This is a genomic window from Pseudothioglobus sp. nBUS_23 (assembly GCF_051201565.1).
GTDB lineage: Bacteria > Pseudomonadota > Gammaproteobacteria > PS1 > Pseudothioglobaceae > Pseudothioglobus.
The window spans coordinates 1,128,576-1,153,773 of sequence record NZ_CP179200.1; the positions used below are offsets into that span (position 1 = coordinate 1,128,576).

A 25,198-nucleotide genomic window follows, 5' to 3' on the forward strand; every position below is an offset into this window, starting at 1 on the left:
AATCATGACAAAAAACTTTATTAATTTTGATGATCTAAGCCATAAGGAATTACAAGGCATTATTGATCGCGCAATTACTTTAAAAAAAGAACATAAAAGTGGAAAGATAAATGACTCGCTAAACAATAAAACTTTGGCAATGATTTTTGATAAATCTTCAACTAGAACCAGAGTCTCATTTGAAGCTGGAATGACTCAGCTTGGCGGTCAATCCCTATTTTTATCTGAAAAAGATATTCAACTAGGCAGGGGTGAGCCGATTACTGACAGCGCAATAGTCATTAGCTCTATGGTTGATGCAGTAATGCTCAGGCTTTCTTCTCATGAAGACATTGTTGAATTCTCAAAGCATTCAAGTAAACCCGTTATTAACGCTCTCTCGGATGAATCACATCCGTGTCAAATTCTGGCCGACCTGATGACATATCAAGAGGAAAAGGGCTCTATTCAAGGTAAAAAAATTGCCTGGGTTGGGGATGGATGCAATGTTTGCCAGACCTATATGCAAGCAGCGTCGATATTTGATTTTGAGTTATCAATTGCGACCCCAGTTGGCTATGAGCCCTCTGATCTTTTTATACAAAAATATCAAAAAAACGTTACTTTATTCAATAACCCTATGGATGCATGCAGGGAGGCCGATATCGTTGTTACTGATGTTTGGACCAGCATGGGTCAAGAATCTGAAAAAAAACAGCGAGAAACTGCTTTTAGTGGCTTTCAGGTCAATCAGTTGATGATGAATCATGCAAAGAATGATGCTGTCTTTATGCATTGCCTTCCTGCCTACCGCGGCGTAGAGGTCAGCTCTGAGGTAATCGATGGGAGTCAGAGTGTTGTTTGGAGCGAGGCTGAGAACCGCCTTCATGTTCAAAAATCTCTGCTTCTTTACCTAATTGAGGCTTAATCTAGCTGAGATAATTTTAATTTGGCCTCTTGATAAAATTTGACACCTCTTTCAATCTTGCCTCTGCCTTTTGAGATGCGCCAGTTATTAGTATCTCTCAGAGAGTAAACGCATCCGCAGTACTCTTGTTGATAGAAATTTTCCTTTTTGGATATTTCTAGCATCCTAGATGAGCCGCCTTGTTTGCGCCAGTTAAAATCCCAATAAGGCAGATCATGAGGCTCTGACGACCTTGCACCAGAGTCGTTAATTTGCCTCATATCCTTCCACCTTGATATCCCAAGAGTTGAGGAAATAATATCAAAATTATTTTCAGAAGCGTACTGTGCAGTTTTTTGAAACCTCATATCAAAGCAAGTTGTACACCTTGCTCCTCTCTCTGGCTCATGCTCTTGCCCCTTGGTTCTAGCAAACCACTCATCACGATCATAGTCAGCATCAATAATTGGCATGCCTAATTTTTCAGCAAAACGAATATTCTCCTCTTTCCTGAGCTCATACTCATCAAAAGGATGAATGTTAGGGTTATAGAAATATATCGTAGTATCAATTTCAGATGCTGCTAAGGCCTCCATAATTTCACCTGCGCAGGGCGCGCAGCATGAATGTAGTAAAAGCTTCTTTTCGCCGTTTGGGGTTTTTAACTTAGGCCTCTCATAGGAGTCATGAGAATAATCTACTTTAGACATGACTTGACCTTCTTTAAAATCTCCCAGGAATCTCTCTTGAGTATTGGATTTTTGATTATTTCTTTAGGATGATGCGTCACAAATAAAGATTCACCTGTTACAGAAAGAGATGAGTCCATAATTAACATCAAATCCGAAGAGTGATCTTGTATAAAGAGATAAATATCAGATTTATCTATCGATATCAGATCACATTCATTTAAACTAAGGCCAATGGATGCCAACATTTTGAATAACAAATCTTGGCTAGCACCAGACTCACAAAACGAGTCCTCAGAGCTTACCTCAAGCACCAACAATTTAGCATTCTCTGTTGCTTCAGAGCCGACAGAGGAATACAAAAAGTCCGGTATTCCAAGAGCCTCAAGATAATTGCTTCTATCTGGGCGCATCAAATCTGAGGGTGAGCTCGTTCTACATTTGCCATAACTTTATTGAGTGCATGTACGTATGCTTTAGCTGAAGAAGTGATAATATCGGTATCAACTCCCTGGCCATTAACAATCTTGCCCTCATGCTCAAGTCTGACATTCACCTCACCCAACGAGTCTGTTCCCTGAGTAACGTTCGAGACAGAGTAAAGCTGAAGTTTTGGCTCGATGTCGACTAATGACAAAATAGCATTAAACGTGGCATCCACAGCGCCAGAGGTATTTGCTGAAGCACTATGCTCACTTCCGTTAATAGATAGAGTCACATCAGCTGTATTCACCTTGCCCGACTCTGCAGAAACCTTAAGTGATACTAGTTGGATGATTTCAGTATCCTCAGTTTGAGTTTCTGAGACTAATGCCTGAAGGTCCTCGTCAAAGATGTCATGTTTCTTATCGGCAAGCGTTTTAAACCTTGAGAAAGCATCGTTTAGATCCTCATCAGACTCAAACTCGACGCCCAGCTCACTCAGCCTAGATTTAAATGCGTTTCGACCAGAGTGCTTTCCTAGGACCAATGAATTATTATTCCACCCAACATCCTCTGCCTTCATAATTTCATAAGTCTCTCTGTGTTTAAGGACGCCGTCTTGATGAATTCCTGCCTCATGAGCAAAAGCATTGGCACCAACGATCGCCTTATTAGGCTGAACCACAAAACCAGTAATTGAGGATACCAACCTAGAAGCAGCCAGAATTCCTGTGGCATCTATATTTGTGTCACAACCAAAGACATCTTGTCTCGTTCTTACAGCCATTACTACCTCCTCTAAAGAGGTATTTCCAGCCCTTTCACCCAGACCATTAATGGTGCACTCAATTTGCCTTGCGCCATTAAGAACTGCTGATAGAGAATTAGAGACTGCCAGACCAAGATCATTATGGCAGTGCGCAGAGAAGATAGCTTTATCAGAGTTTGGAATTCTTTCAATAAGCTCTTTCATTGTCTTTCCAAACTGATGAGGAATATTGTATCCAACTGTATCAGGAATATTAATGGTTGTAGCCCCTGAGTTGATAGCAGCTTCAATTATTCGACACAAAAAATCAATATCTGACCTTCCAGCATCTTCTGGACTGAATTCAATATTATCTGTAAATTTGGTGGCTCTCTTAACTGACCTAACTGCCTGATCAACAACTTCATCAGGGGTCATCCCCAGTTTCATCTTCATATGGATATCAGATGTCGCTATAAAAGTATGAATTCGAGCAGAATTTGCCTTTTTTATTGACTCTCCTGCTCTATCAATATCTTTATCTAGTGCTCTTGCTAAAGAGCAAATTGTAGAGTCTTTTACTGCTTTTGCAACAGCTTGAACTGCCTCAAAGTCTCCCTGAGAGGCTATAGCAAAACCCGCCTCAATGACATCTACCTTCATTTTCTCTAAGCTTTTGGCAATTCGAACCTTTTCATCTTTTGTCATAGATGCGCCAGGTGATTGCTCTCCATCTCTTAGAGTTGTATCAAATATTATTAGTTTTTCGGACATCGCTAGCTCCTTTTATTTCTCACATTTTAACTTAGGTTTTATGGATAGACTTTCGTCTACTATGATTATTATTGCCTTACGGCAATAATCGTAACAAAGCAAAGAGCTTGCTCAGTGAAGTTAGTGTCAATAAATTAAGAAACTTATTCATAGCGGTAGATTATAGAGGAACTTGAGCTGATTAAGCTTGTTTTTTCTTTAGACGATTTCTGTTCAGTCCAATGATGGTTATGACAGGACCCGACAATAAGTAAACAAAAAAGCCTGTAAAGAGAATAATGTTGGGCTTATACACCAAAATAATTAGGCTCAAAATTACTATTAATAGGAATCTAAATGAAGCTTTTTTAGAATCAAATTCTTTGAAGCTATAGTAGCGAATATTGCTCACCATTAATAGGCCACACAAAATTGTGATGCCCGCTCCTAGGTAATAGCCCATTGAAATTACATCTGAATCAAAAGACGCGAATGTCCATATTTTAAGCCAAATCATACTAGCTATAACGCCAGCTGCTGCGGGAGAGGGAAGTCCCTGAAAATACCTCTTGTCGGCAGTACCAACCTGAGTATTAAATCTTGCAAGCCTAAGAGCAGCACAAGCCAAATATACAAAGGCTGCCAGCCAGCCAAACCTGCCAAGTTCATATAGAGTCCACTGATAGACAAGTAGAGCTGGAGCTAAGCCAAATGACACTAAATCAGCCAGTGAGTCATATTCAGCACCAAAGGCGCTCTGAGTATTTGTAAGGCGAGCAACCCGCCCATCAAGGGTGTCCCACATCATGGCAATCAAAATTGAGATTGCAGCTATTGTGAAATCACCATTAATTGAAGAAATAATTGAATAAAAACCAGCAAACATGCCAAACGTTGTTAGAACGCTTGGCAGAAGATAAATTCCTCTTTTGCTTGGTATTTTCTCAGTCATTACTTTTAAGTTTCAAAGCAGACCAGGTCAGTTTGAATTAGTTTTTTGATTGGTCAACTAATTTATTTTTGGCAATCCAAGGCATCATTGAACGAAGGCTTTCACCAACCGTTTCAATTTGATGTTTGCGCTGAACATCACGACGAGCTGGCAAATCTCCAACATTGCCAATGAACTCTTTAGCAAACGCACCGCTTTGAATTTCACTTAGAATCTTTTTCATCTCAGCCTTAGTTTCATCAGTCACTATTCTTGGACCTCGAGTGACATCACCGTATTCAGCTGTATTAGAAATTGAATAACGCATATTTGCTATTCCACCTTCATAAAGCAAGTCAACAATTAGTTTTAACTCGTGTAAACACTCAAAATATGCCATTTCAGGCTCATACCCTGCTTCGACGAGTGTTTCAAATCCTGCCTGAACAAGTGAAGTTGTGCCTCCGCACAAGACAACCTGCTCACCGAATAGATCGGTTTCTGTTTCCTCTCTGAAGCTTGTTTCAAGAATACCTGTTCTTCCACCACCAATTGCTGAGGCATAAGAGAGAGCAATCTCTTTAGCATTTCCAGTTGCATTTTGCTCTACCGCAATCAGATCAGGAATACCTCCACCTTTAACAAATTCCGAACGCACAGTGTGTCCTGGAGCTTTAGGTGCAATCATAATGACATCAAGATCTTTTCTAGGGACAATCATATCAAAATGAATATTTAAGCCATGAGCAAAAGCTAGGGCAACGCCTTGCTTCAAGTGAGGTTCTATATTTTCGGAATATATACTCGCTTGGAACTCATCTGGTGCAAGAACCATAACAACATCAGCCCAACCACTTGCTTCCTCTACAGACATAACTCCCAATCCAGCCTCTTGAGCTTTTGTGGCTGAAGATGACCCTTCTCTAAGCCCAACAACTACCTCAACCCCTGAGTCTTTTAAGTTATTTGCATGAGCATGTCCTTGAGACCCATAACCTATAATGGCTACTTTTTTGCCTTGAATAATTGAAAGGTCTGCGTCTTTATCGTAATATCTATTCATTTTTTTTCCTATAATTTATATTAATTTTTTTCCTCTTGAAATCCCAGTTACTCCCGTTCTTGAGATTTCAATAATATTTGATGGCTCTATTGCATCCAAAAATGCATTAATCTTCTTGGTCTTTCCTGATACCTCAATCGTGTAGATCTTGTCTTTAACATCAACAACTTTACAGCCAAAAATTTCCACTAGCTCTTTTAAATCAACACCCTCTTTTGAGGTTGAAGAAATCTTAGCAAGCATCAGCTCTCTCTCGACGTGATCTTGGCTAGTCAAGTCAGTCACTTTAACAACCTCTATTAGTTTGTTGAGCTGTTTGACGATTTGCTCTAACACTCTCTCACTCCCAGAAGAGACTATAGTCATCCTTGAGAGAGTTGGATCAGTAGTTTGCGCAACGGTCAGTGATTCGATATTAAAGCCACGCTGAGTAAAGAGTCCAGAGACTCTTGAGAGTGCTCCAGCCTCATCTTCTAATATAACTGAAATAATATGTCTCATAATCTATACCGCGTTAAAGTCTGTTTCATCTTTGGATACCATCTCATCCCTTCCTGCAAGAAGCATATCGCAGTGCGCGCCACCTGCTGGAATCATTGGAAATACATTTTCTGATGGATCAGTAATGATATCTAGAAAAACGGTACGATCTTTTTGTTTAAACGCCTCTATTAAAGCTGGCTTAAGATCTTCCTCTTTGTCAACCTTGATTCCCAAATGACCATAGCTCTCAGCTAACTTAATGAAGTCAGGCAAAGCATCCATGTAGGACATTGCATATCGCTTTTCATAGAAAAACTCTTGCCACTGTCTAACCATTCCAAGATAGCCGTTATTGAGGTTAATAATTTTTACTGGGGTGGCATATTGGAGCATAGTTGAAAGCTCCTGGAGCATCATTTGAATGCTTCCCTCACCTGTAACACAAGCGATATCTTTTTCTGGCATTGCCAGTTTAGCGCCCATGGCAGCTGGAAGACCAAAACCCATTGTTCCAAGACCACCTGAGTTAATCCATTGTCTTGGTTCATCAAACAAGTAGTATTGCGCAGCCCACATTTGATGCTGCCCAACATCAGACGTTACAATGGCCTTACCTTCAGTGACCTCGTACAATGCCTCAATAACTGACTGCGGCTTAATGACGCCAGGTGATTTTTTATAGGCTAACGAGTCAACCTTTCTCCACTCTTCAATTTGCGACCACCATTTAGAAATGTCAGATAAATCTTTATCTTTTAGTTCAGAGATAAGTGCCTGCAAAACTTGGGCAGTTTGCCCAACTATTGGAATATCGGCAACCACATTTTTAGAAATCTGTGATGGGTCAATATCAATATGAATAAACTTAGCTGTAGGACAAAATTTTGCTAGGTTGCCTGTAATCCTGTCATCGAATCTTGCGCCAATGGCAACTACGCAATCAGAACCATGCATTGCCATGTTGGCTTCATAGGTTCCATGCATGCCTAGCATACCAAGAGACTGTTTATCTGTCATTGGATATGCACCAAGCCCCATCAATGTTTGAGTAATTGGAAATCCAAGCATTCTTGTAAACTCTCTGAGCTCTTCAGACGCATTTCCAATGACACATCCTCCACCTGCATAAAGGATCGGTTTTTTTGATTTTGTAATGAGCTCTGCCGCTTTTCTAATTTGACGATTACTCGGCTTAGTTGTGGGCTTATAAGAGCGTATCTCTATTGACTCTGGATACTCCTCTTGCTCCATTTTGGCAATGGTAATGTCCTTAGGTATATCAATGACAACAGGACCTGGCCTTCCAGTAGTCGCTATATGGAAAGCTTTTTTGACAGTAGTGGCAATATCCTTAATATCTCTTACAAGAAAATTATGCTTCACACATGAACGCGTAATTCCTGTAGCGTCAACCTCCTGAAAAGCATCCATACCTATCAGCGGTGAAGGAACTTGACCCGATATTACTACCATAGGTATTGAGTCCATATGAGCGGTTGCGATACCTGTGACAGCATTCGTAATTCCGGGTCCTGATGTAACCAAAACGACACCTGGCTTTCCATTAGCTCTAGCATAACCATCAGCACCATGAGCAGCGCCCTGCTCGTGACGAACTAATACATGAGTAATCTTATCCTGAGCCTCTATCGCATCATAAATATGAAGGACAGCGCCGCCTGGGTATCCAAAAACGTGATCAACGCCCTCTTTCTGAAGACAATCTACTAGGATTTCAGCACCATTTAATTCCATCACTTAATACGGTAATTTAAAAGTTTTCGATTATACCCAAAGAATTTGGGGTCAAAACACTTCGTTGGATGCAAAATTTGCTTTAAAAACAGGCTACAAGAAGGCAAGCTTAGGATTATTTATTTTTAAAAATTAAGTCTAACTTATAGATCATTTTGCCAATCTTCTGAATAGAATTGTATTGGCGAATCACTCTCCTCAAAAGTTTCAATACTGAAAGCTTTTGGCTGAGATAGAATGGCAGATAAAAGTTGGTCATTAAGCATGTGACCAGTCCTGAAACCTTCATAGTGCCCAATAACGTTACCCCCTAAAAGAAACAGATCACCAACAATATCTAAAATTTTGTGTTTCACAAATTCATTGTGATAGCGCATACCATCCTCATTCAGGATGTCGTCATCTGAGAGAGCAATTGCATTATCAATGCTAGCACCAAGAGCAAGGTTTTGTTTTTGAAGCATCTCAACATCTCTCTCGTAACCAAATGTTCTGGCTCGGGATATTTCTTTTAAATAAGATTGCTCAGAAAAATCAATGGTAAGTTGTTGCCCACTTTCTTTTATTTTTTTGTGTTCAAAATCAATTTCTAATGAAACTTTAAAGCCATTGTGTGGAGAGACTTGTGCCCATGACTCACCATTTTCTACTCTAATTTTATCTTTAATCACGATAAATCTTTTGGGCGCTTCTTGCTCCTCTATTCCGGCCGATTGAACTAGGAAAACAAATGGCGCAGATGAGCCGTCCATGATAGGCACCTCAAATGAGTCGAGTTCAACTAACAAATTATCAACTCCTAGTGCTGAGAGGGCTGACATAAGGTGCTCAATTGTTGAAACCTTTACCCCTTGATTTTCTAGTCCAGTAGATAAAACCACCTCATTGACGAATGCGCTATGTGCATGAACCTGTCTGCCTCCAGCATCCAGTCTTTTAAAAACAACGCCATGATCAGTTGCAGCAGGGATTAAGGTTAAGTTAACAACTTTCCCACTATGAATCCCAACACCACGCGCTTTGACCGTTTTCTTAATTGTTCTTTGTTTGACCATAATTTAGAAATTACCTACAATTGCATTCTTTAGTTTACCCATTACGCCTTTGTTTCCGTTTGAAACAATAAATTTAGCTTTATTCAAATCACCCTCATGCAAAAGTAAGCCGATACTTCCAGTATAGCGATAGTCAGTCAGAATAGCTTCAAGACCTGAAATTCTTGATCTCTGAATTTTACCAAGCTTTACTCGCTTAGAAAAACAATCGCGGACCAGTTCTTCAATAGAACCTATCTCTGAGCCACCCCCACTAAGAACAAATCCAGACTTGATAATCGAATCTAAATTGCGATGCTTGAGCTCATTTTTGAGCTCCTCAAAAATTTCCCTGTAAGACTCCTCAATGACAGCGCTCAAATCTAAGCTAGAGAGTTGTCGCTCTTCTTTGCTATTGGCCTGAGTGAAATCAATAAACTTATCATCGGACTCAGGCAAAGTTTTGGCTACTCCGTAGCTCTCTTTAAGTCTTTTAGCTTCTTCAAGAGAGGTATCAAATGCATATGCAATGGATTGCGTAACCTCGTCACCACCCATTGCTATGATTCCACTTTGTATAATGCCTTCTTCTTTGAAAACCGAATAACTCGTCACACCTGCACCTATATCAAGAAGACAAACACCACTATTCTTATCCTCTTGTGTAAGCAATGCCTGAGATTTAGCAACCGAATTGAGTACAATTTTATCGACCTCAAGGTCACTCTGCTTGAGGCAGTTTTCAACATTTCTTACGCTTGAACTAGAAACAGTAATGATATGAACCTTAGACTCTAAAACTTGAGCCTCCATATCCATCGGATCGTCCACAACGACGGTCTCGTTGATCGTAAACTTCTTTTTAATAATATGGAGTTTTTCTTTGTTGGTTGGCGTTGAAATCGCCATTGCTGATTCAAGCACTGCATCTAAATCTTCAGAGCTTACAAATTCATTGACAGGGACCTTGCCTTTTCCATCGATACAGGTGAGGTGAGTATCAGAAATATTGACGCGAAAAAGCGCAAGACTAATTCCAAAGCTTTCTTCAGTCTTCTTGATTAGTTTTGAAATTTCTCTGGACAAAGAGTCAATCGAAAAAATAGACCCTCTTCTGACTCCTTTTGATGGGCAAACGTTATGTCCAATGATTCTCAGATGGTCATCATCCTCTCTCTCAGCAACCAGTAAAGCAATCTTTTCAGTTCCAATATCGATGCTTGCTACAAAGTGGTTGCCTGCCATAGTATTTTTCAAGAAGTATTACAAAAATTTTACCAAACTATTAAACGCTTTTAATCTCAGTTAAACTATTTTTTTAAAATCTAGCCATTCATTTAAATGATCCAACTCTACAACTTTTCCGCTTAGTAATCTTCTAAAAAGCTTGGCATTTGCCTCGCCATGATACAAACCTAATATGTGCCTTGTCATAGACCTGATTGGGACGCCTTGTTGTAGCTGAGCTGATATATAGGACATGTATTTTGAAAGAATAAGCTCTCTATTCAATGATCGCTCATTACTCTTAAAGATCTCTAATTCAATCTGCTCAAGCAAAAATGGATTGTGGTAGATTGATCTTCCAAGCATGGCGCCATCCACATACTCTAAATGTCCTACAATATCCTCGCAACTATCTATACCGCCGTTAATTGAAAATTTTAAATTTGGAAAATCTTTTTTGAGTTGATAAACCCAAGGGTAGTTTAATGGCGGGATGGTTCGGTTTTCTTTTGGACTCAAGCCCGTAAGCCAAGCTTTGCGTGCGTGGACAATGAAATGTTGACAGCCCTTTTGACTGATAAGATCGACAAATTCTGATAACTGCTCGTAACTCTCCATATCATCAATCCCTATTCTATGCTTTACAGTAATAGGCACATCACACCTTTCAATCATCGTCTCAACGCACTGAGCTACAAGGTTAGGCTCTTTCATCAGGCATGCTCCAAAGCTTCCAGAGAGCACTCTGTCAGATGGACAGCCGACATTAATATTAACCTCATCATAGCCCCACTCCTGGGCAATTAAGGCGCACTCAGCCATTTCTCTAGGGTCGCTTCCACCCAATTGGAGAACCAAAGGATTTTCGCCAGCATTAAAATCTAATAATCGATTTTTATCTCCTCGTAGAATGGCCTTTGTCGTAATCATTTCAGTGTACAACTGAACATTTTTACTAATGAGGCGGTAGAAAAATCGACAGTGCTTATCCGTCCAATCCATCATTGGTGCAACGGAGACTAGGGAATGATTCATTCGATTTTGGATGTCAGTTCAGTTAAAGCAAAAGCAATGCTCTCAGATACAATCTCAGATCTAACTCCTGAGAAGAATTGAGTCGTCGTCGTCACATTCCCATCTACATAAAATCCAAAGCACACCATTCCAACAGGTTTTTCTGGTGTACCCCCAGAAGGTCCAGCTATTCCAGTAACAGAAATAGCTAAATGACTCTTAGAGTTTTGACCAGCACCCATTGCCATTTCATAGGCAACTTTTTCACTAACCGCGCCAAAGAGTTCGATGGTTTGAGAATCGACGTTTAGCATATTGACCTTGGACTCGTTACTGTAAGTAATAAATCCGCAATTAAAGTAGCTCGATGCACCCGGAATTGATGTCAGGGAGCTTGACAATGAGCCTCCAGTGCAGGACTCTGCAATAGCAATCGACATATTTTTTGATGTCAATAATTCAGTTAATTTTTTAGCTTTTAGGTAGGACATCAATGCTTCCCTGAAATTGCAGATTGAACAATTTCAAAAACGTCTTTTGAAATTTTTTCTCTATCAATGATTGATTGAATCTGGATCTCTTGTAGCTCAGAGTATCTTGGAGCAAATCGCCTCCAGTGATTAAAAATACCTGCAAACCTTGCAGCAATTTGAGGGTTCAGTTCATCCAGCTCAACAATAACCTCACTCAATAGCTCATAGCCCTCTTGGCAATGAAATTGACTAGTGTTCTGACTAAAGGATCCGATAACGGAGCGAACTCTGTTCGGGTTTTTCATCGTAAATAACTCATGCTTCATAAGACTCTTGACATCGTCAACTGAAGTCAGAGAAGATACACTTTGAGCACTGAACCACTTATCCATCACCTGGACATCTGAATGATGTTCATTATAAAAGCGCTCTATTACCTCATCTCGGTATGGATTTGGATTGTTTAAAAGGGGTTGAAATGCTCCAAACTGATCTGTCATACACTCTGAGTTCATAAACTGCTTATATGCTATGTCAAATTCACCGAGTCTTGTGAGATAAGCAAGGCATGTATTTTTAAGTGCACGCTCAGCGACTGAGGCTGAAGATAAATCAAAAGCCTTCTTAAAGTTTAATTTTTCATAGGTATCCAAAAAGACGTCTTTAAATTTACTGCCAATTTCAAGGTGGGTATTGTTTCGTTTACTATGAACATCCTCAACATCGATTTCAGTTACATTTTGATGGATGATTTGCTCTGAAGGAAGACTCATCATCTCTGACAAAAGAGCAAGGTCACTCTCTTTAGTCATAAGGTTTTCAATCATAGTAAATATTTCCATTTTAGAGATAAGTTCTGGACTAAGAATATAATTAAGCCAAAGGCTTTGCACGTTATCCCATCGATTAAACGGGTCAGAGTCATTTGTTACCAAAAAAATCTTTTCCTCAGATGACAAACCGTTTTTAAACTTAATCGGAGCAGAAAAGCCTCTGAACCAAGAAGGGATTGGCTTGCTCGGCATATTTTCAAAAGAAATCGTCTTGATAAGTTCATCAATAACCACCATGCCTGATTTAATCTCAGAGCCATCTTTTGCTATTAACCCGAACTCATTAGGAATCATAAACGGAGTGTTTTGATTTTTTTGAGTGAATGTCGCGCTATAGACTTTTGTTTCTGAGTCATATTCATCTTCCACAGTGACCCCTGGGGTTCCTGCCTTAGAGTACCAGGGCATAAAACTTTCAAAATTAGTGTTGTTGGCATCAGCCATACTTGATACGAAATCATCAATTGTGACTGCATCGCCGTCATGCCTATCAAAGTATAGTTTCATTCCTTTTTGAAAGCCATCTTCTCCAAGAATAGTATGAATCATGCGAATAACTTCAGCCCCTTTCTCGTAAACCGTTGAGGTATAAAAGTTGTCCATTGAAATATAAGATTCAGGCCTGACTGGATGAGACATAGGTCCTGAGTCCTCTGCAAACTGCCTAGTTTTAAGTTGAATGACATCTGAGATTCTTTGAATTGCCCTAGACCTTAAGTCTGAAGAAAACTCTTGATCTCTAAAGACTGTCAGGCCCTCCTTTAAGCTGAGTTGAAACCAGTCTCTACAGGTTACCCTGTTGCCAGTCCAGTTATGAAAATACTCATGACCAATGATAGATTCAATTCTTACGAAACTTGAATCAGTTGATGTTTCTTTATTTGCCAAGACGCAATCTGAATTAAATATATTGAGCCCCTTGTTTTCCATCGCACCCATATTGAAATCATCAACCGCAACAATCATGTAAATATCTAGATCATAGCTCAGATTAAATCGCTCCTCATCCCACCTAAACGCCTTTTTTAGTGACTCCATTGCAAAAGCCGTTTTGTGCATATTGTGAGGCTCCACATAGAGCCTCAAATCTACCAGTCTTCCAGTTGCAGTTTTATATTCATCCTGAAGATAATCAAGCTTTCCAGCAACCAATGCAAAGAGATAGCATGGCTTTGGAGCAGGGTCATGCCAGGTTGAATAATTTTTCGTTTCCTCTATTAAGTTTCCATTGCTGAGTAGAACAGGGTATTGGTCTCGATCGGCATTAATTTTGGTAGTAAAAACACTTAAAACATCAGGCCTGTCGAGATAATAGGTGATTTGCCTAAAGCCCATAGCCTCACACTGAGTGCAGAAATTACCGCTGGACTGATAAAGCCCATTTAAGTCTGTTTTGCTCTCCGGATGAATCTTAACCTTGACCTCTAAAACAAAGTTTTCAGGAGGACTCACTAGAAAAATTCCATTATCTTTCAATACGTAGTTTGCATTCAATCCATCAATTTTGATTGATAAAAGCTCTAGTGACTCGCCATTCAAAAATAACTCATCAACGGTCTTTGTGACGATAGGATTTTTATAAAAAATAATCCTAGAGCTGACAATTGTCTCGTGATCCCCTAGATTGAAATCGAGCTCTGTTGTTTTAATTAAATGAGAGCTTGGTTCATAGTCTTTCCTAAAGATAGGTTGCGGCATTAAATTAGAAATAGTAGTGCTCCAAGAAAAATTCTATATACAACAAACGGAAGAAAGCCAATTCTCTCGACCAGTTTTATAAAAAATACAATTGTAAAATAAGATGTTAGAAATGCAATAGCAAAACCTAGCAATAAGAATAACCAGTTAACCTGTTGGGGCTCATTAGTCAACTCGAATAGTTTCATTATGGTAGCCAAAGTTATGACCGGTATTGAGAGCAGAAATGCAAATTTAATGGATAGTTTTCTAGATAGTCCAATCAAGAGTGCCGCAGTAATTGTAATGCCCGCTCGGGAAGTTCCAGGAATCAATGCTAAGGCTTGAAAGCACCCAATAATCAGAATATCGCTCCCCCGAATCAACTCACGATTAATGTCTCTGGCTCTGTGGACTATATCTGACAAACCTAGCAGAATCCCAAATAAAATTGTTGCGTAGGCTACAACATGAAAGCTCCTGAGATTGATTTCAACAAAGTCATTAAAAAAGAGGCCTGCCAAACCAACTGGAATTGTTCCCAATAAAACGCCCCAAGCTAGAAATGAATCGCCTTGCATTTTTCTGGTCGAGACAGATGAAAAGAAATCTTGAGAGAGTAAAACAATCGAGTCTTTGTAATAGATTATCACTGCACAGAGGGAAGCAAAATGAAGAACAACATCAAAAGCAAGTCCTTGGTCAGGCCAATCAAAAAACTGCGGAAAAATAACCAGATGTGCTGATGAGGATACAGGCAAGAATTCCGTCAAACCTTGAATAAAAGCTAAGATGACTGCTTGAAAAATATCCATAAATTAATGCTAAAGCCTATTCGTTAAATCTAGCTCTTTAAAACCATCCAATTTTACTGATTGTTTCTTGGTTAAAGCCATGACTTTGAAGACCTCACCCATAGTCCCTGGCAAGACTAACTGCTTAATTTCTTGAGCAATTTTGACTCTTTTTTCTTCATTCTCTTCTTTATTTAGATATTTCTCTATACCCAATGAAATTAAAAACATTGACTGTGTGGTATAACCGGAAACTTCAAAACCACAATCCTCAGCACTTTGAGCGACATGACTAAAATTAATTGATGCAGTGATGTCTTGTTTCCCGATATTAATAAATGGATCATCATTTGATTTATGATTAGAAAAGCACTTGAGAGTCCCCTGACTTCTCTGTGGATGAAAATACTCAGATTCTGTCATGCCATAATCAATTAAGAAAACGACTCCATCATCCAGGAAATCATAGAGCGATTTAACCCAAGCATTTGCCTGTAGGTTTATTTCCGTCGTATAGCCTTCATGAAGATTCATAGAGGATGGAACGTTTGAATCCATAAAGGGTTTATTAAATCTCTCCCAATCAAACTTTCCCTCTTTAAAACCAACGCCCAATTCATAGAAGTTATCTTTTATGAGGCTGATACGCTTTACTGGAAAGGCATCTAGTACTTCATTTGCAATCACAACGCCTTTAAATCTTTTTGGAAGTTCGGTAAGCCACTCAACACGACCAAGAAGCTCAGGTAAGATTTTTTTGATTGTTTCCTTTTGGTTCTGCCTAAGCTGAGCACTCAGTTCAATAATAAAATATCTTTTTGGAAGAGACTTCAATCTTCCTAGCTCAAATAGTATCTGCGCTGCAAGAATGCCAGTCCCAGCGCCAAATTCTAGTATGTCTCTTCCATGAAGGACTTGCTTGCATTGCTTTGCGAGACTAAAGCCAAAAAGGTCTGAGACCTCTGGGGAGGTAATAAAGTCTCCTTTATGCCCAAAGATTGTTTTATTGGAACGATAGTAACCAAACTCTGGATGGTATAAAGCTAGGTTCATAAAGACATCAAATCCTATTGGATTGTTATTGTCCTTAATGCTTTTAGATATAATATTATTAAGACTCATAAGTAAAAAATATTTTATACTGAGAGCACCTTACATTCTTCATAAAACCAAAAATACATTAAATTTAATTACCACAAAGAATAAAGATGAAAACAGCATTAATTACAGGTGGTGCGGCTCGCATTGGAGCACAAATTGCCAAGACACTACACGACAATAACTTTAAGATTATTATTCATTGCAATCATTCAAAAGAAAAAGCTAAATATTTGTGTGATAGCCTTAACTCAATAAGGAAAGATACAGCAGAGGTCATTTCAGGGGACCTTAGCCACATTGAAAATATCACTTCAATTGTCAAGTCTATTGATTCATTAGATTTACTGGTCAATAACGCGTCTGTTTTTTATCCAAAGTCAGTCGAGAGTAGTGATATTGATGATTGGAATGATGTCATTAATGTTAACCTAAGGGCTCCATTTTTCCTATCTAAGGGACTAAGTAAAAAACTATCGAATATCAACGGCTCCATCATAAACATTATCGATATTCATGCGGACAGGCCATTGAAGAATCACGCTGTTTATAATATCTCAAAAGCTGGTTTAAAAATGATGACCCAAACCCTAGCTAAAGAACTTGCACCTAGCATTCGAGTCAACGGGGTTTCTCCAGGATCGATTCTTTGGCCTGAAGCTAGCGCTGAGATTTCGGATTCAGAAAAAAAACTGATGCTCGAGAGGATTGCTCTTAATAGACAAGGGTCACCGCAAGATATTGCGGATACAGTTCTATTTTTAGCTAAGTCGGACTATATTACGGGTCAAATTATTAATATCGATGGCGGAAGAACGCTCAATCAGTAAGAAAAATCTGTAGGTCAATTTGTGGTATAATAAATTGTCGAACATTTTTTTTCGACCTACAAGAATTTTTTTACAATTATTTCAAAATACAAATAATAGAAATATTGTAACGAACTATTTTTTATGGGCTTATTGATGCCGCATATAACTTATTTAGAAATTGATGAATCTTCAAAATCAAAACTTTATACCTATTCAATGCTTAAGTATTGAAGCTATGCATGTGCTCAATAGTCCAGATATAACAGGACTTTATAATGAATCACATTCTCATAAACGCTACCCACAAGGAAGAGATCCGGGTGGCAATTGTCAAGAACCAGAAGTTAACTAATCTTGACATAGAAACTAGCCTTAATCGTAAAACAAAAGGCAATATCTACAAAGCTAAAATTTCTCGAGTTGAGCAATCACTTGAAGCGGCTTTTGTCGACTATGGAAAAGAAAAACACGGCTTTCTTCCCTTTAAAGAGGTTTCACCTTTTTTTGCTGAAGGCGTCAATCCTAAAGGTGACAAATTAACAATTAGTGATGTCCTTAAAGAAGGACAAGACATCATAATTCAAGTTGAAAAGGAAGAGCGAGGAAACAAAGGTGCAGCTCTTAGTACTTATATTAACCTTGCAGGCGCATACATGATTTTGACGCCTAATAATCCAAAAAGCTCTGGTATCTCCAGACAGATCAGCGCTTCAGATCGTCAGGATTTAAAAAAGGAACTTCCTAAACTTGATGTTCCTAAGCACTCAGGACTCATTATTCGCACCGAAGGTGCAGGTAGAGGGGCAAGTGAACTTCAGTGGGAGGTTGACCACTTGACACAACTTTGGAAGTCTATCAAAACAGCAACAAAGAAACAGGATGCTCCCTTTTTAATTTACCAAGAGAGTGACATCACTGTCAGAGCTCTTAGGGACTTCCTGAGAGAGGATACTGATAGCGTTATTATTGATGATTTAGAGACTTACCAAAAAGCGAGAGATTTTATTAATTTTGTGATGCCGCACTACCTTGATAAGATTAAGTTTTTTGATGTCACTGATCACTCACTTTTTGCTCATATGAGTGTTGAATCTCAAGTCAAAAATGTTTTTAACAGAGAAGTAGCTTTGAAGTCAGGCGCAACAATCGTTTTTGATGCTACAGAAGCACTCACAGCAATTGATATTAACTCAGCAAGGGCAACCAGAGGAACAAGCATCGAAGATACTGCTTATAAAGCCAACTTGGATGCTGCTGAAGAGATTGCTATACAGTTACAGCTTCGAGATATTGGAGGCCTTGTGGTTATTGATTTCATTGATATGGCATCTGAAGCCAACAGAACTTCAATTGAAAAGCTAATGGAAAAAGCAACCGCCAATGATAGAGCGCGAGTTCAGATTGGATCAATCTCAAGGTTTGGTTTATTGGAATTATCTAGGCAAAGACTTATGAACTCTGTACTTGAGTCGACAGGTAAAACCTGCTCTGTGTGCAATGGAAGTGGAACTAATCCAACCATACCTTCGCTATCATTAAGAATTTTAAGGCAACTAGAAGACAGCCTCAACTCTAATAAGGGCAGTGGAGATATCACCATACAATCAAGTGTTGAAGTTATCACCTATCTATTAAATGAAAAGAGACAAAACATAACAGAAATGGAGGCTAAGCATGAAATCAAAATTACGCTCCTTCCAAACCAATACATGCATTTTCCTCACTTCACAGTGAATAAACAGAAAGGTAATAAAAGCACGCATCATAAAAGCTTTCAGGCAATCTCTAAACCTCAGGAAAACCCGAATGTAATAAACTATATTGATAAGCCTGATATTCCAGCAATCTCTACTAATCAGCCGTCAACGAAGATGCCTGAAAAGAAAGTCTCATTTATGAGTAAATTAGCTGAAATTTTTTCATCTGAAAAGAAAACAGTTCAGAAACCAAAAAATGCTAGACCTCAGAATCGAAATAGAAATAGAAACCAGAATAGGAACCAGAATAGGAACCAGAATAGGAACCAGAATAGGAATACTCAGGAAAATTCTAAGAGTGCCAACAACTCAGATTCAGGAGCTGACAAGCCTAAAAGTGATAACCAAAGAAACAATAATAATCAAAACAGAAATAGAAATAGAAATAGAAATAGAATCAAGAATCAAAAAAATAATGCTGAACTAAATACAAAAACTTCAGAGAACAAGGCTACTAAGCCTGCTGATACTGCAGCAACTAAGGCTGTTGATACTGCGGCAACCAAGGCTGTTGATACTGCGGCAACCAAGGCTGTTGATACTGCAGCAACTAAGGCTGTTGATACTGCTGTAAAAAGTAGTGCTGAGAAAAACCAAAACAAAGATACAAAAAGTGTCAAACCTTCTCGTAAGCCTGTCAAAAAAGCATTGAAGAAAGAAAGCTCAACCTCTAAAGAAAATATTAAAATTAATGCTGTAGAAAAAGTAGCTTCAAAACAAGTTATTGATTCTGATGAAAAGGCTTCTTAAGATTATATGAAAAGATTTGCAGTACTTGGCAACCCCATTAGCCATAGCTTATCACCTGTAATTCATAATGCGTTTTCAAGAAAGTGTAATATTGAGTTGTCTTATGAAAAAATACTCTCTCCCATTGATGAGTTTGAATTTACTGCAAGTAAATTTATAGGTGATGGCGGTGTAGGGTTTAACGTCACTGTTCCTTTCAAAATTGAAGCATTTAATTTCTCTGAAGAGCTCACCTCTAATGCTATTGCGGCAGGAGCTGTCAATACCATCAAAATAAAAAATAATGTGGTAATTGGTGATAATACAGATGGTTACGGTTTGGTGAATGACCTTGTAAAAAATTTAGGTGAAACCATAAGAGGAAAAGAAATTTTGATAATTGGTGCTGGAGGAGCAACTCAAGGCATACTCAAACCCCTTCTTGATCAAAGCCCTGAAAAAATTCTACTGGCAAATCGAACCTCTGAAAAATCAATTAAACTGGCTAGTGAATTTTTAAAATATGGTAAGGTTTGTGGATTTGGTATACACCAAATTAAGTCAAAACCTGTCGATATAGTCATTAATGCTACTAGTGCATCAATTGATGGCGCTATGCTAGATTTACCAGCTGGGCTTTGCGATGGTGCTTTGTGCTATGATTTGATGTACGGAATGCACACACCATTTATGAAGTGGGGTCTCGAAAACTCAGCACGAGAAGTTAGTGATGGCTTAGGAATGCTTGTGGAGCAGGCTGCACTTTCTTTTAATTTTTGGCATGGAATTAGTCCGAAAACTGATTCTGTACTTAGTTTAATCAGGGAGACAAACGGCTAATAGACCAATTACCAGAGCTTAATTCATAAATAAAGCGATCATGAAGTCTATTTTCTCGACCTTGCCAAAACTCAATACTATGGGGCACAACCCTGTACCCACCCCAAAAGTCTGGAAGCGGAATCTCACCATCAGAGAACTTTTTTTTCATTGCAGCAAATTGTTCAGACAACACAGACCTAGAAGAGATTCTTGATGACTGTTGAGATGCCCACGCGCCCAGTTGTGATTCCTTGGGTCTTGATGAAAAATATTTGAAAGACTCAATCTTTGTAATTTTCTCTACCGAGCCAATAATTTTGACCTGTCTCTCAAGCGCTAGCCATGGAAAAAGAATTGCTGCCTGAGGATTATTTTGTATTTGTTGAGATTTTTTTGATTCATAATTGGTAAAAAATACAAAACCTTTTTCATCAAAATATTTAAGCAAAACTGTTCTTATTCCAATAGAGTCATCAGAAGTTGCAAGGCTCATTGCTGATGGCTCTATGATATTAGCCTCCATGGCCTGTGAGAACCATAATGAGAACTGTTCGATAGGACTATCCTTTAAATCCTCTCTTACAATTCCACTCTGGAGATACTCTTTTCTTAAGTTGCTGAGGTCGCCTGTTTTTGACATATTACTTCCTTTAAAAAGGGATTAGATTACTCTTTTTTGATTCGGTGAGATGCTTTGTGATCAATGTCTTAATAGGTGGAAATCGATCAGCAAATTTGAGAACAAGCTTACGAATTTTTTTTGCCATAGCATCATCATTCGTAAACAATGAAACAACTCCGTTAGTTCCAAAATACATCAACCTTGATAAATGGATTTGTTTGTTTTCAAACTCCCTAAGAACTGACTCAGAGCCAATATCTTTTCCAGAATTTAACGCTTTAGAAATTGATTTTGAAAGAATATCCTGACCCCTGAGGCCTAAATTAAAACCATGAGCAGTTACTGGATGCATTCCCACGGCTGCATCGCCTATTAATGCAAAACGTGTAGATCTGAATTTTTGAGCATAAACGCCAACTAAAGGATATGAAAATCGATCACCAATTTGTGTCATCTCTCCTAAACTACCATTAAAGCCATCGCTAGCAAACTTACAAAATTTTTCTGAATCCATATTGAGCATTTGAACAGCTTCATCTGTCGGAACAGTTAATACTACTGAAGAAATATTACCATTAAGTGGTAATAGTGCCAATGTGTGGCCATAATTGAAGCACTCAAGCGCAACCTGGTTGTGGTCTTTTTCGTGCGAGACTCTAGTTATTATCATAACCTTAGAAAAGTCTTTCATGGTTGACTCAATACCCATTTTGCGTCTTATTTCAGAGAAACGACTATCAGCAGCCACGATGAGTCTAGATTCCAAAGTTTGGCCATCTGATAGAGTCACTTTACCTCCAGAAAAACTTGTATCCACTGACTCAACTGACAATTCATTTATGATTGTCAAATTATCAGATTTTGAAGCTTTTTGGTACAGAGCTAGTCGGATTAAATGATTCGGAACTAAATATCCAAGCGCGTCAATGGAAGATTTATTGGCAGCAAAATTTAAAAGCGAATCTGAATCTCCATCAAAGACTTTTGCCTCCTTTAAAGGACTTACTTTAGTTTGATCGATTAAATCCCATACTCCAAGATTTTGAAGAATCTTAAGTGAATTATGAGTTAAGGCAGTTTCCCTCCCATCAGGCTCAGGATTTGAGATTGATGAAAGAGTAGACCTTTCAACCAGCATAACTCTCAAATTCAATTCAATTAAGGAGCAAGCAAAGCTAAGACCTGCTGGGCCAGCACCTATAATGATTACATCGTAATTATTTTTATTACTCATCAATTTTGCATCGAATTATTAATTAAAAAAATTAATTTACTTTGAATCTTCAATTCTTTTTAACCAGTAAGCTCTTTTATCTAGATCCTTGCCTGTTCCAATTCCGTCTCTGTACATGTCAGCCACCCTAATTTGAGATTCTAAGTTATCTCTCCTAGCTGCAAATAAATAGTATTCATAAGCTTTTTCATAGCTCTGGCTGACCCCCTCTCCAAATTCATACATTACCCCTAAATTGTATTTAGCGTCAATATAGTTTTGTTCAGAGGCCAAATTTAACCATTTAAAAGCTTTTTGATAGTCTTTTTCAACACCAGCTCCTAAATAATACAATGCGCCTAGAGTATATTGAGCTTTTGGATCTGACTTATCTGCAGCCTTTTTGATATAGTCATAACCTACCTCATTATTCTGCTCAACTCCAATCCCTCCAATATGCATAACCCCAAGCGCTGTAAGCGCATCCAAATTACCAGCTTTAGCAGCAAGTTCAAATGCCTTAAGTGCTTTCTCATATTCTTTCTCCTCAACTAACTCCTTTCCTCTATCATATAAATTTTCTTCAGCAAAGATTGGATTTGAAAGGACAAAAAATAGAGATAAAAACAGAGTTTTAAATAGAGTAACTCCGATTGATTTTGAGGCAGAATTCATAAGTGCAAAAAAACTGATAGAGAAATAAAAAAGTCACATCTTTATTTTACATTTTTTTTAAACTTAAACTTCTTCACGTGGAACAAACTCTAGGACTGTAGCATTGATACAATACCTTGGCAAACCATTAGGACCATCATTAAAAACGTGGCCAAGATGAATATCAGAGCTTACTGATCGAATTTCCGTCCTAATCATGCCATAACTGGTGTCTACCTTCTCATAAACTTCATTTTCTACTGGCTGGGTGAAAGAAAGCCACCCAGATTTGGAATCAAACCGATAAGCAGTATCGAAGAGGGGCCTTCCAGAGAGCTTGTCTACAAAAACACCTTCCGGAGTATCTTTAAATATTTGATATTGAATACAAAACCTTTTATCTGTGCCTTCATTAAAAGCTACGTTGTAAGCTTCAGAGCCAACCCCCAATTTAAATTCTCCAAGAGCCTTGTAAAACTCTTCAGATGTCATCATACCTTGGTGAGACCATATCTCTTTGCCATCCTCGATAAAGATAATTGTAGGGGTAGCCCAGGAAGGGGTTTTAATATCAAAACCCTTAAGAGCAGATGCGGGCGCTGATCTCAACGGGATAGTGCCGTTATAGCTTGAAGTCACCTTCTTTTCAAATTCTAGACAAAACAAACAGGTTCCTTCAACCTCTGGACCGATGACAATAATTTCTTTACCCTGAAGAGGTTCAATCACTTGAGCATATTCAGTCAAATCCTCTTTCTGAACAAACTTAACACCAGTTGAGTGGTCTGGACAGTAACCGTTTGGATTTCTTGCAATGTAATCTTGGTGATAATCTTCAGCTGGCCAAAATTTATCAAGCGCTGCCATTTCTGTGACAATGTCACCATAGCCTTTTGCAGATAGGAGTTTTTGATAGGCAAGACCAGTCTCTATGGCAATATTCTTTTGCTCATAATTGGTCCAATAAATAGCAGAACGATAATTATTCCCAACGTCATTACCTTGTCTATTGAATTGGGTTGGATCATGTATTTCCCAAAAATTCTTGATTAATGATTCGGTTGAAACTTGACTAGAATCGTAGACTACTTTGACAGTTTCTGTATGGTTAATTAATGTATTTTTATTTTTTTCTTTTTCCTCATCAGACAACCCAATATTTTTAAGAACTGACAAAAAACCTTCGCTTTGAAGTCTTCTATTTTTGAGAACAGCCTCATAAGTGGGATTATCATAGTTACCCCCAGAATAACCCGAAACTACATCTACAACGCCTTCGATACTTTCAAAGTTTTTTTCAACACCCCAGAAGCAACCAGCAGCAAAAAAAATTTCTAAAATCATTTAAACTTAGCCTCACAATGAAAAAATAAAATTGTACTCTTAACAAGTGAATTTAATGTGTTTTATAAGTGAAGAAACTAATAAAATTTATAGATCTGTATATAAATTTTTCTACACTGAGTCTACTTTTACTTAAAGTATAGATCTTAACAAATAAAACAATCTACTTAATTTTTTAATATTAAATATGAACTAATATTATTTAATACTAGCTTATTTAAGGAGTTGATAGAGGCAAGTTATTTAGAGTTTACTGAAAATACATACATATTCTCAAAATGAGAAAAATGATCCTATACTAGTTTTGAATAACTCCTAGATAGCCCATTAAATATGGCTTTGGAATAATTATTTTATTTACTTTCTTTTTGGATATCAAGCGCATTGTAAATCCATTACTCAGCGTATCATTCAGAAAATCATCACTTAAACTAACTTCCATAACCTCAGTAAAGTCACAACTATCATTTTTACAATTAGAAGCAGTGGAAGAAATAACACTTAAAACTTGTCCTTTATTTTCACATTTGTTCCACTTATCGCAAAAAATAACGGTTCTATAATCTCTTCTTTTATTTGAGTTATGTGTAAGAGAGAGACTAAGCTTGTGATTAAAACTTCCATTAATTATGTCTTTGACCCCCTCCAAGTTATATTTAAGGAGGTCGATATCAGTGTCTAAGACGCCAACCTTTAATGATTCTGATATTTCAGCGCCAGTAAATTTAGTATTATTATCTGAAATAATAACCATATCGGCAAAATCCTGAGAAATGAGCATATCATTTTCAAACTGAATTTTTTCTTCCTTAGCATTTTTCAATTGTAATGTTACAACTGAAACAAGATGGGGGCTATCAAGTTTGCTCGCCTCAACAAGATTTTCTTCATGGGTGAGGCCTAATGCAAGAATTTTTTGCGTTTCTTGTTCTGATGATGGAACAGCCTCAAGCTCAATTGAAGAGCATCCACTCAAGAAAAATAATAGAGCGAATAGCAATAGGAAATATTTCATTTTGAACTAGTCCATTATTAAAAAACCTTATTATAGCTTAAACATTATTTTCTTAACTAAATAGTTAATGAAAATAAAGGAGAAACAAATAGTTTTAATCAATTACAATATTTTAAAAATGAAATTTCTCTTTAATAAATTTTGAGTAAATATTAATGGCAACTAAGATCTTTATGGTGAGTTAATCAGAGGGTATATTGAAGTATTAGATCTTGCCTCTGAGTCAGAGATAAATGCATCTAGAATTATTGATGACTTAATATAAAAATGTTGGTAGTCGCGGGCAGATTCGAACTGCCGACTTCCACCATGTCAAGGTGACACTCTAACCAACTGAGTTACGCGACTA

23 protein-coding genes and 1 tRNA gene are annotated in these 25,198 nt (G+C 38.0%); 4 read left to right on the top strand and 20 right to left on the bottom strand.

Annotation, left to right across the window (positions count from 1 at the left end):
• Nucleotides 1-4 precede the first annotated feature (4 nt).
• A complete protein-coding gene (argF, locus tag ACMAZA_RS05735; RefSeq protein ID WP_435187785.1) occupies nucleotides 5-907 on the top strand; it encodes an ornithine carbamoyltransferase in 903 nt (300 codons plus the stop codon).
• Here argF and ACMAZA_RS05740 read toward each other — a convergent pair.
• From ACMAZA_RS05740 to ACMAZA_RS05805, 14 genes are all read right to left on the bottom strand, one after another.
• Nucleotides 904-1,596 (bottom strand): epoxyqueuosine reductase QueH, encoded by a 693-nt coding sequence (locus ACMAZA_RS05740; RefSeq protein WP_435187787.1) that lies wholly within the window; start codon nucleotides 1,594-1,596, stop codon nucleotides 904-906. The two genes, argF and ACMAZA_RS05740, sit on opposite strands and share 4 nt — an antisense overlap.
• On the bottom strand, nucleotides 1,584-1,988 hold the full coding sequence (locus tag ACMAZA_RS05745) for a hypothetical protein (protein WP_435187789.1): 405 nt from the start codon (nucleotides 1,986-1,988) through the stop codon (nucleotides 1,584-1,586). Before ACMAZA_RS05745 ends, ACMAZA_RS05740 begins: the two co-directional genes overlap by 13 nt.
• A complete protein-coding gene (locus ACMAZA_RS05750) occupies nucleotides 1,988-3,520 on the bottom strand; it encodes a 2-isopropylmalate synthase (protein ID WP_435187791.1) in 1,533 nt (510 codons plus the stop codon). The genes ACMAZA_RS05745 and ACMAZA_RS05750 overlap by 1 nt, the downstream gene beginning before the upstream one ends.
• Before the next feature lie 181 nt (nucleotides 3,521-3,701).
• The gene (pssA, locus tag ACMAZA_RS05755; RefSeq protein ID WP_435187792.1) at nucleotides 3,702-4,451 is read right to left on the bottom strand and encodes a CDP-diacylglycerol--serine O-phosphatidyltransferase; all 750 of its coding nucleotides are present in this window, start codon (nucleotides 4,449-4,451) and stop codon (nucleotides 3,702-3,704) included.
• A 37-nt stretch (nucleotides 4,452-4,488) separates the two neighbouring features.
• On the bottom strand, nucleotides 4,489-5,493 hold the full coding sequence (gene ilvC, locus ACMAZA_RS05760; protein WP_435187794.1) for a ketol-acid reductoisomerase: 1,005 nt from the start codon (nucleotides 5,491-5,493) through the stop codon (nucleotides 4,489-4,491).
• Between the two features lie 15 nt (nucleotides 5,494-5,508).
• Entirely contained in the window at nucleotides 5,509-5,994 is a 486-nt protein-coding gene (ilvN, locus tag ACMAZA_RS05765; RefSeq protein WP_435187795.1) for an acetolactate synthase small subunit, read from the bottom strand.
• A gap of 3 nt (nucleotides 5,995-5,997) precedes the next feature.
• Nucleotides 5,998-7,731: a biosynthetic-type acetolactate synthase large subunit gene (gene ilvB / locus ACMAZA_RS05770; protein WP_435190481.1), complete on the bottom strand. Its 1,734-nt coding sequence runs from the start codon at nucleotides 7,729-7,731 to the stop codon at nucleotides 5,998-6,000.
• Between the two features lie 143 nt (nucleotides 7,732-7,874).
• Entirely contained in the window at nucleotides 7,875-8,786 is a 912-nt protein-coding gene (gene lpxC / locus ACMAZA_RS05775; RefSeq protein WP_435187797.1) for a UDP-3-O-acyl-N-acetylglucosamine deacetylase, read from the bottom strand.
• Between the two features lie 3 nt (nucleotides 8,787-8,789).
• Nucleotides 8,790-10,010, bottom strand: a complete 1,221-nt coding sequence (gene ftsA, locus ACMAZA_RS05780; RefSeq protein ID WP_435187799.1) for a cell division protein FtsA — start codon at nucleotides 10,008-10,010, stop codon at nucleotides 8,790-8,792.
• A gap of 60 nt (nucleotides 10,011-10,070) precedes the next feature.
• Entirely contained in the window at nucleotides 10,071-11,027 is a 957-nt protein-coding gene (gene dusA / locus ACMAZA_RS05785; RefSeq protein WP_435187801.1) for a tRNA dihydrouridine(20/20a) synthase DusA, read from the bottom strand.
• Nucleotides 11,024-11,497 (bottom strand): CinA family protein, encoded by a 474-nt coding sequence (locus ACMAZA_RS05790; RefSeq protein WP_435187803.1) that lies wholly within the window; start codon nucleotides 11,495-11,497, stop codon nucleotides 11,024-11,026. Before ACMAZA_RS05790 ends, dusA begins: the two co-directional genes overlap by 4 nt.
• Entirely contained in the window at nucleotides 11,497-14,010 is a 2,514-nt protein-coding gene (gene pepN, locus ACMAZA_RS05795) for an aminopeptidase N (RefSeq protein ID WP_435187805.1), read from the bottom strand. Before pepN ends, ACMAZA_RS05790 begins: the two co-directional genes overlap by 1 nt.
• Entirely contained in the window at nucleotides 14,010-14,804 is a 795-nt protein-coding gene (locus tag ACMAZA_RS05800) for an undecaprenyl-diphosphate phosphatase (protein ID WP_435187806.1), read from the bottom strand. The genes pepN and ACMAZA_RS05800 overlap by 1 nt, the downstream gene beginning before the upstream one ends.
• A 9-nt stretch (nucleotides 14,805-14,813) precedes the next feature.
• Complete coding sequence (locus ACMAZA_RS05805) at nucleotides 14,814-15,905, bottom strand: class I SAM-dependent methyltransferase (protein WP_435187808.1); 1,092 nt, start codon at nucleotides 15,903-15,905, stop codon at nucleotides 14,814-14,816.
• Between the two features lie 86 nt (nucleotides 15,906-15,991).
• Between ACMAZA_RS05805 and ACMAZA_RS05810 the strand changes: the two genes are divergently transcribed.
• From ACMAZA_RS05810 to aroE, 3 genes are all read left to right on the top strand, one after another.
• The gene (locus tag ACMAZA_RS05810; protein WP_435187810.1) at nucleotides 15,992-16,711 is read left to right on the top strand and encodes a pteridine reductase; all 720 of its coding nucleotides are present in this window, start codon (nucleotides 15,992-15,994) and stop codon (nucleotides 16,709-16,711) included.
• A 257-nt stretch (nucleotides 16,712-16,968) separates the two neighbouring features.
• Nucleotides 16,969-19,200 carry an Rne/Rng family ribonuclease gene (locus ACMAZA_RS05815; protein WP_435187812.1) on the top strand — a complete coding sequence of 744 codons (2,232 nt, stop codon included), beginning with the start codon at nucleotides 16,969-16,971 and terminating at the stop codon, nucleotides 19,198-19,200.
• 6 nt (nucleotides 19,201-19,206) lie between these two features.
• Nucleotides 19,207-20,019, top strand: a complete 813-nt coding sequence (gene aroE / locus ACMAZA_RS05820; protein ID WP_435187813.1) for a shikimate dehydrogenase — start codon at nucleotides 19,207-19,209, stop codon at nucleotides 20,017-20,019.
• Here aroE and pdxH read toward each other — a convergent pair.
• The 6 genes from pdxH to ACMAZA_RS05850 form a co-directional block, all read right to left on the bottom strand.
• Nucleotides 20,000-20,641, bottom strand: coding sequence for a pyridoxamine 5'-phosphate oxidase (gene pdxH / locus ACMAZA_RS05825; protein WP_435187815.1), 642 nt, complete (start codon nucleotides 20,639-20,641; stop codon nucleotides 20,000-20,002). The two genes, aroE and pdxH, sit on opposite strands and share 20 nt — an antisense overlap.
• 10 nt (nucleotides 20,642-20,651) lie before the next feature.
• On the bottom strand, nucleotides 20,652-21,857 hold the full coding sequence (gene ubiM / locus ACMAZA_RS05830) for a 5-demethoxyubiquinol-8 5-hydroxylase UbiM (RefSeq protein ID WP_435187816.1): 1,206 nt from the start codon (nucleotides 21,855-21,857) through the stop codon (nucleotides 20,652-20,654).
• Nucleotides 21,858-21,893: 36 nt separating this feature from the next.
• Nucleotides 21,894-22,511 (bottom strand): tetratricopeptide repeat protein, encoded by a 618-nt coding sequence (locus tag ACMAZA_RS05835; protein ID WP_435187818.1) that lies wholly within the window; start codon nucleotides 22,509-22,511, stop codon nucleotides 21,894-21,896.
• A 63-nt stretch (nucleotides 22,512-22,574) separates the two neighbouring features.
• Entirely contained in the window at nucleotides 22,575-23,834 is a 1,260-nt protein-coding gene (gene msrA, locus ACMAZA_RS05840; RefSeq protein WP_435187820.1) for a peptide-methionine (S)-S-oxide reductase MsrA, read from the bottom strand.
• A gap of 298 nt (nucleotides 23,835-24,132) precedes the next feature.
• Nucleotides 24,133-24,849, bottom strand: a complete 717-nt coding sequence (locus ACMAZA_RS05845; protein WP_435187821.1) for a hypothetical protein — start codon at nucleotides 24,847-24,849, stop codon at nucleotides 24,133-24,135.
• Nucleotides 24,850-25,120: 271 nt separating this feature from the next.
• A tRNA-Val gene (locus ACMAZA_RS05850) sits at nucleotides 25,121-25,197 on the bottom strand.
• Nucleotide 25,198: the final 1 nt, after the last annotated feature.

Coding starts and splice junctions, on each gene's coding strand:
- argF (WP_435187785.1), top strand. CDS start 5: ATGACAAAAAACTTTATTAATTTTGATGATCTAAGCCATAAGGAATTA.
- ACMAZA_RS05740 (WP_435187787.1), bottom strand. CDS start 1,596: ATGTCTAAAGTAGATTATTCTCATGACTCCTATGAGAGGCCTAAGTTA.
- ACMAZA_RS05745 (WP_435187789.1), bottom strand. CDS start 1,988: ATGCGCCCAGATAGAAGCAATTATCTTGAGGCTCTTGGAATACCGGAC.
- ACMAZA_RS05750 (WP_435187791.1), bottom strand. CDS start 3,520: ATGTCCGAAAAACTAATAATATTTGATACAACTCTAAGAGATGGAGAG.
- pssA (WP_435187792.1), bottom strand. CDS start 4,451: ATGACTGAGAAAATACCAAGCAAAAGAGGAATTTATCTTCTGCCAAGC.
- ilvC (WP_435187794.1), bottom strand. CDS start 5,493: ATGAATAGATATTACGATAAAGACGCAGACCTTTCAATTATTCAAGGC.
- ilvN (WP_435187795.1), bottom strand. CDS start 5,994: ATGAGACATATTATTTCAGTTATATTAGAAGATGAGGCTGGAGCACTC.
- ilvB (WP_435190481.1), bottom strand. CDS start 7,731: ATGGAATTAAATGGTGCTGAAATCCTAGTAGATTGTCTTCAGAAAGAG.
- lpxC (WP_435187797.1), bottom strand. CDS start 8,786: ATGGTCAAACAAAGAACAATTAAGAAAACGGTCAAAGCGCGTGGTGTT.
- ftsA (WP_435187799.1), bottom strand. CDS start 10,010: ATGGCAGGCAACCACTTTGTAGCAAGCATCGATATTGGAACTGAAAAG.
- dusA (WP_435187801.1), bottom strand. CDS start 11,027: ATGAATCATTCCCTAGTCTCCGTTGCACCAATGATGGATTGGACGGAT.
- ACMAZA_RS05790 (WP_435187803.1), bottom strand. CDS start 11,497: ATGTCCTACCTAAAAGCTAAAAAATTAACTGAATTATTGACATCAAAA.
- pepN (WP_435187805.1), bottom strand. CDS start 14,010: ATGCCGCAACCTATCTTTAGGAAAGACTATGAACCAAGCTCTCATTTA.
- ACMAZA_RS05800 (WP_435187806.1), bottom strand. CDS start 14,804: ATGGATATTTTTCAAGCAGTCATCTTAGCTTTTATTCAAGGTTTGACG.
- ACMAZA_RS05805 (WP_435187808.1), bottom strand. CDS start 15,905: ATGAGTCTTAATAATATTATATCTAAAAGCATTAAGGACAATAACAAT.
- ACMAZA_RS05810 (WP_435187810.1), top strand. CDS start 15,992: ATGAAAACAGCATTAATTACAGGTGGTGCGGCTCGCATTGGAGCACAA.
- ACMAZA_RS05815 (WP_435187812.1), top strand. CDS start 16,969: ATGAATCACATTCTCATAAACGCTACCCACAAGGAAGAGATCCGGGTG.
- aroE (WP_435187813.1), top strand. CDS start 19,207: ATGAAAAGATTTGCAGTACTTGGCAACCCCATTAGCCATAGCTTATCA.
- pdxH (WP_435187815.1), bottom strand. CDS start 20,641: ATGTCAAAAACAGGCGACCTCAGCAACTTAAGAAAAGAGTATCTCCAG.
- ubiM (WP_435187816.1), bottom strand. CDS start 21,857: ATGAGTAATAAAAATAATTACGATGTAATCATTATAGGTGCTGGCCCA.
- ACMAZA_RS05835 (WP_435187818.1), bottom strand. CDS start 22,511: ATGAATTCTGCCTCAAAATCAATCGGAGTTACTCTATTTAAAACTCTG.
- msrA (WP_435187820.1), bottom strand. CDS start 23,834: ATGATTTTAGAAATTTTTTTTGCTGCTGGTTGCTTCTGGGGTGTTGAA.
- ACMAZA_RS05845 (WP_435187821.1), bottom strand. CDS start 24,849: ATGAAATATTTCCTATTGCTATTCGCTCTATTATTTTTCTTGAGTGGA.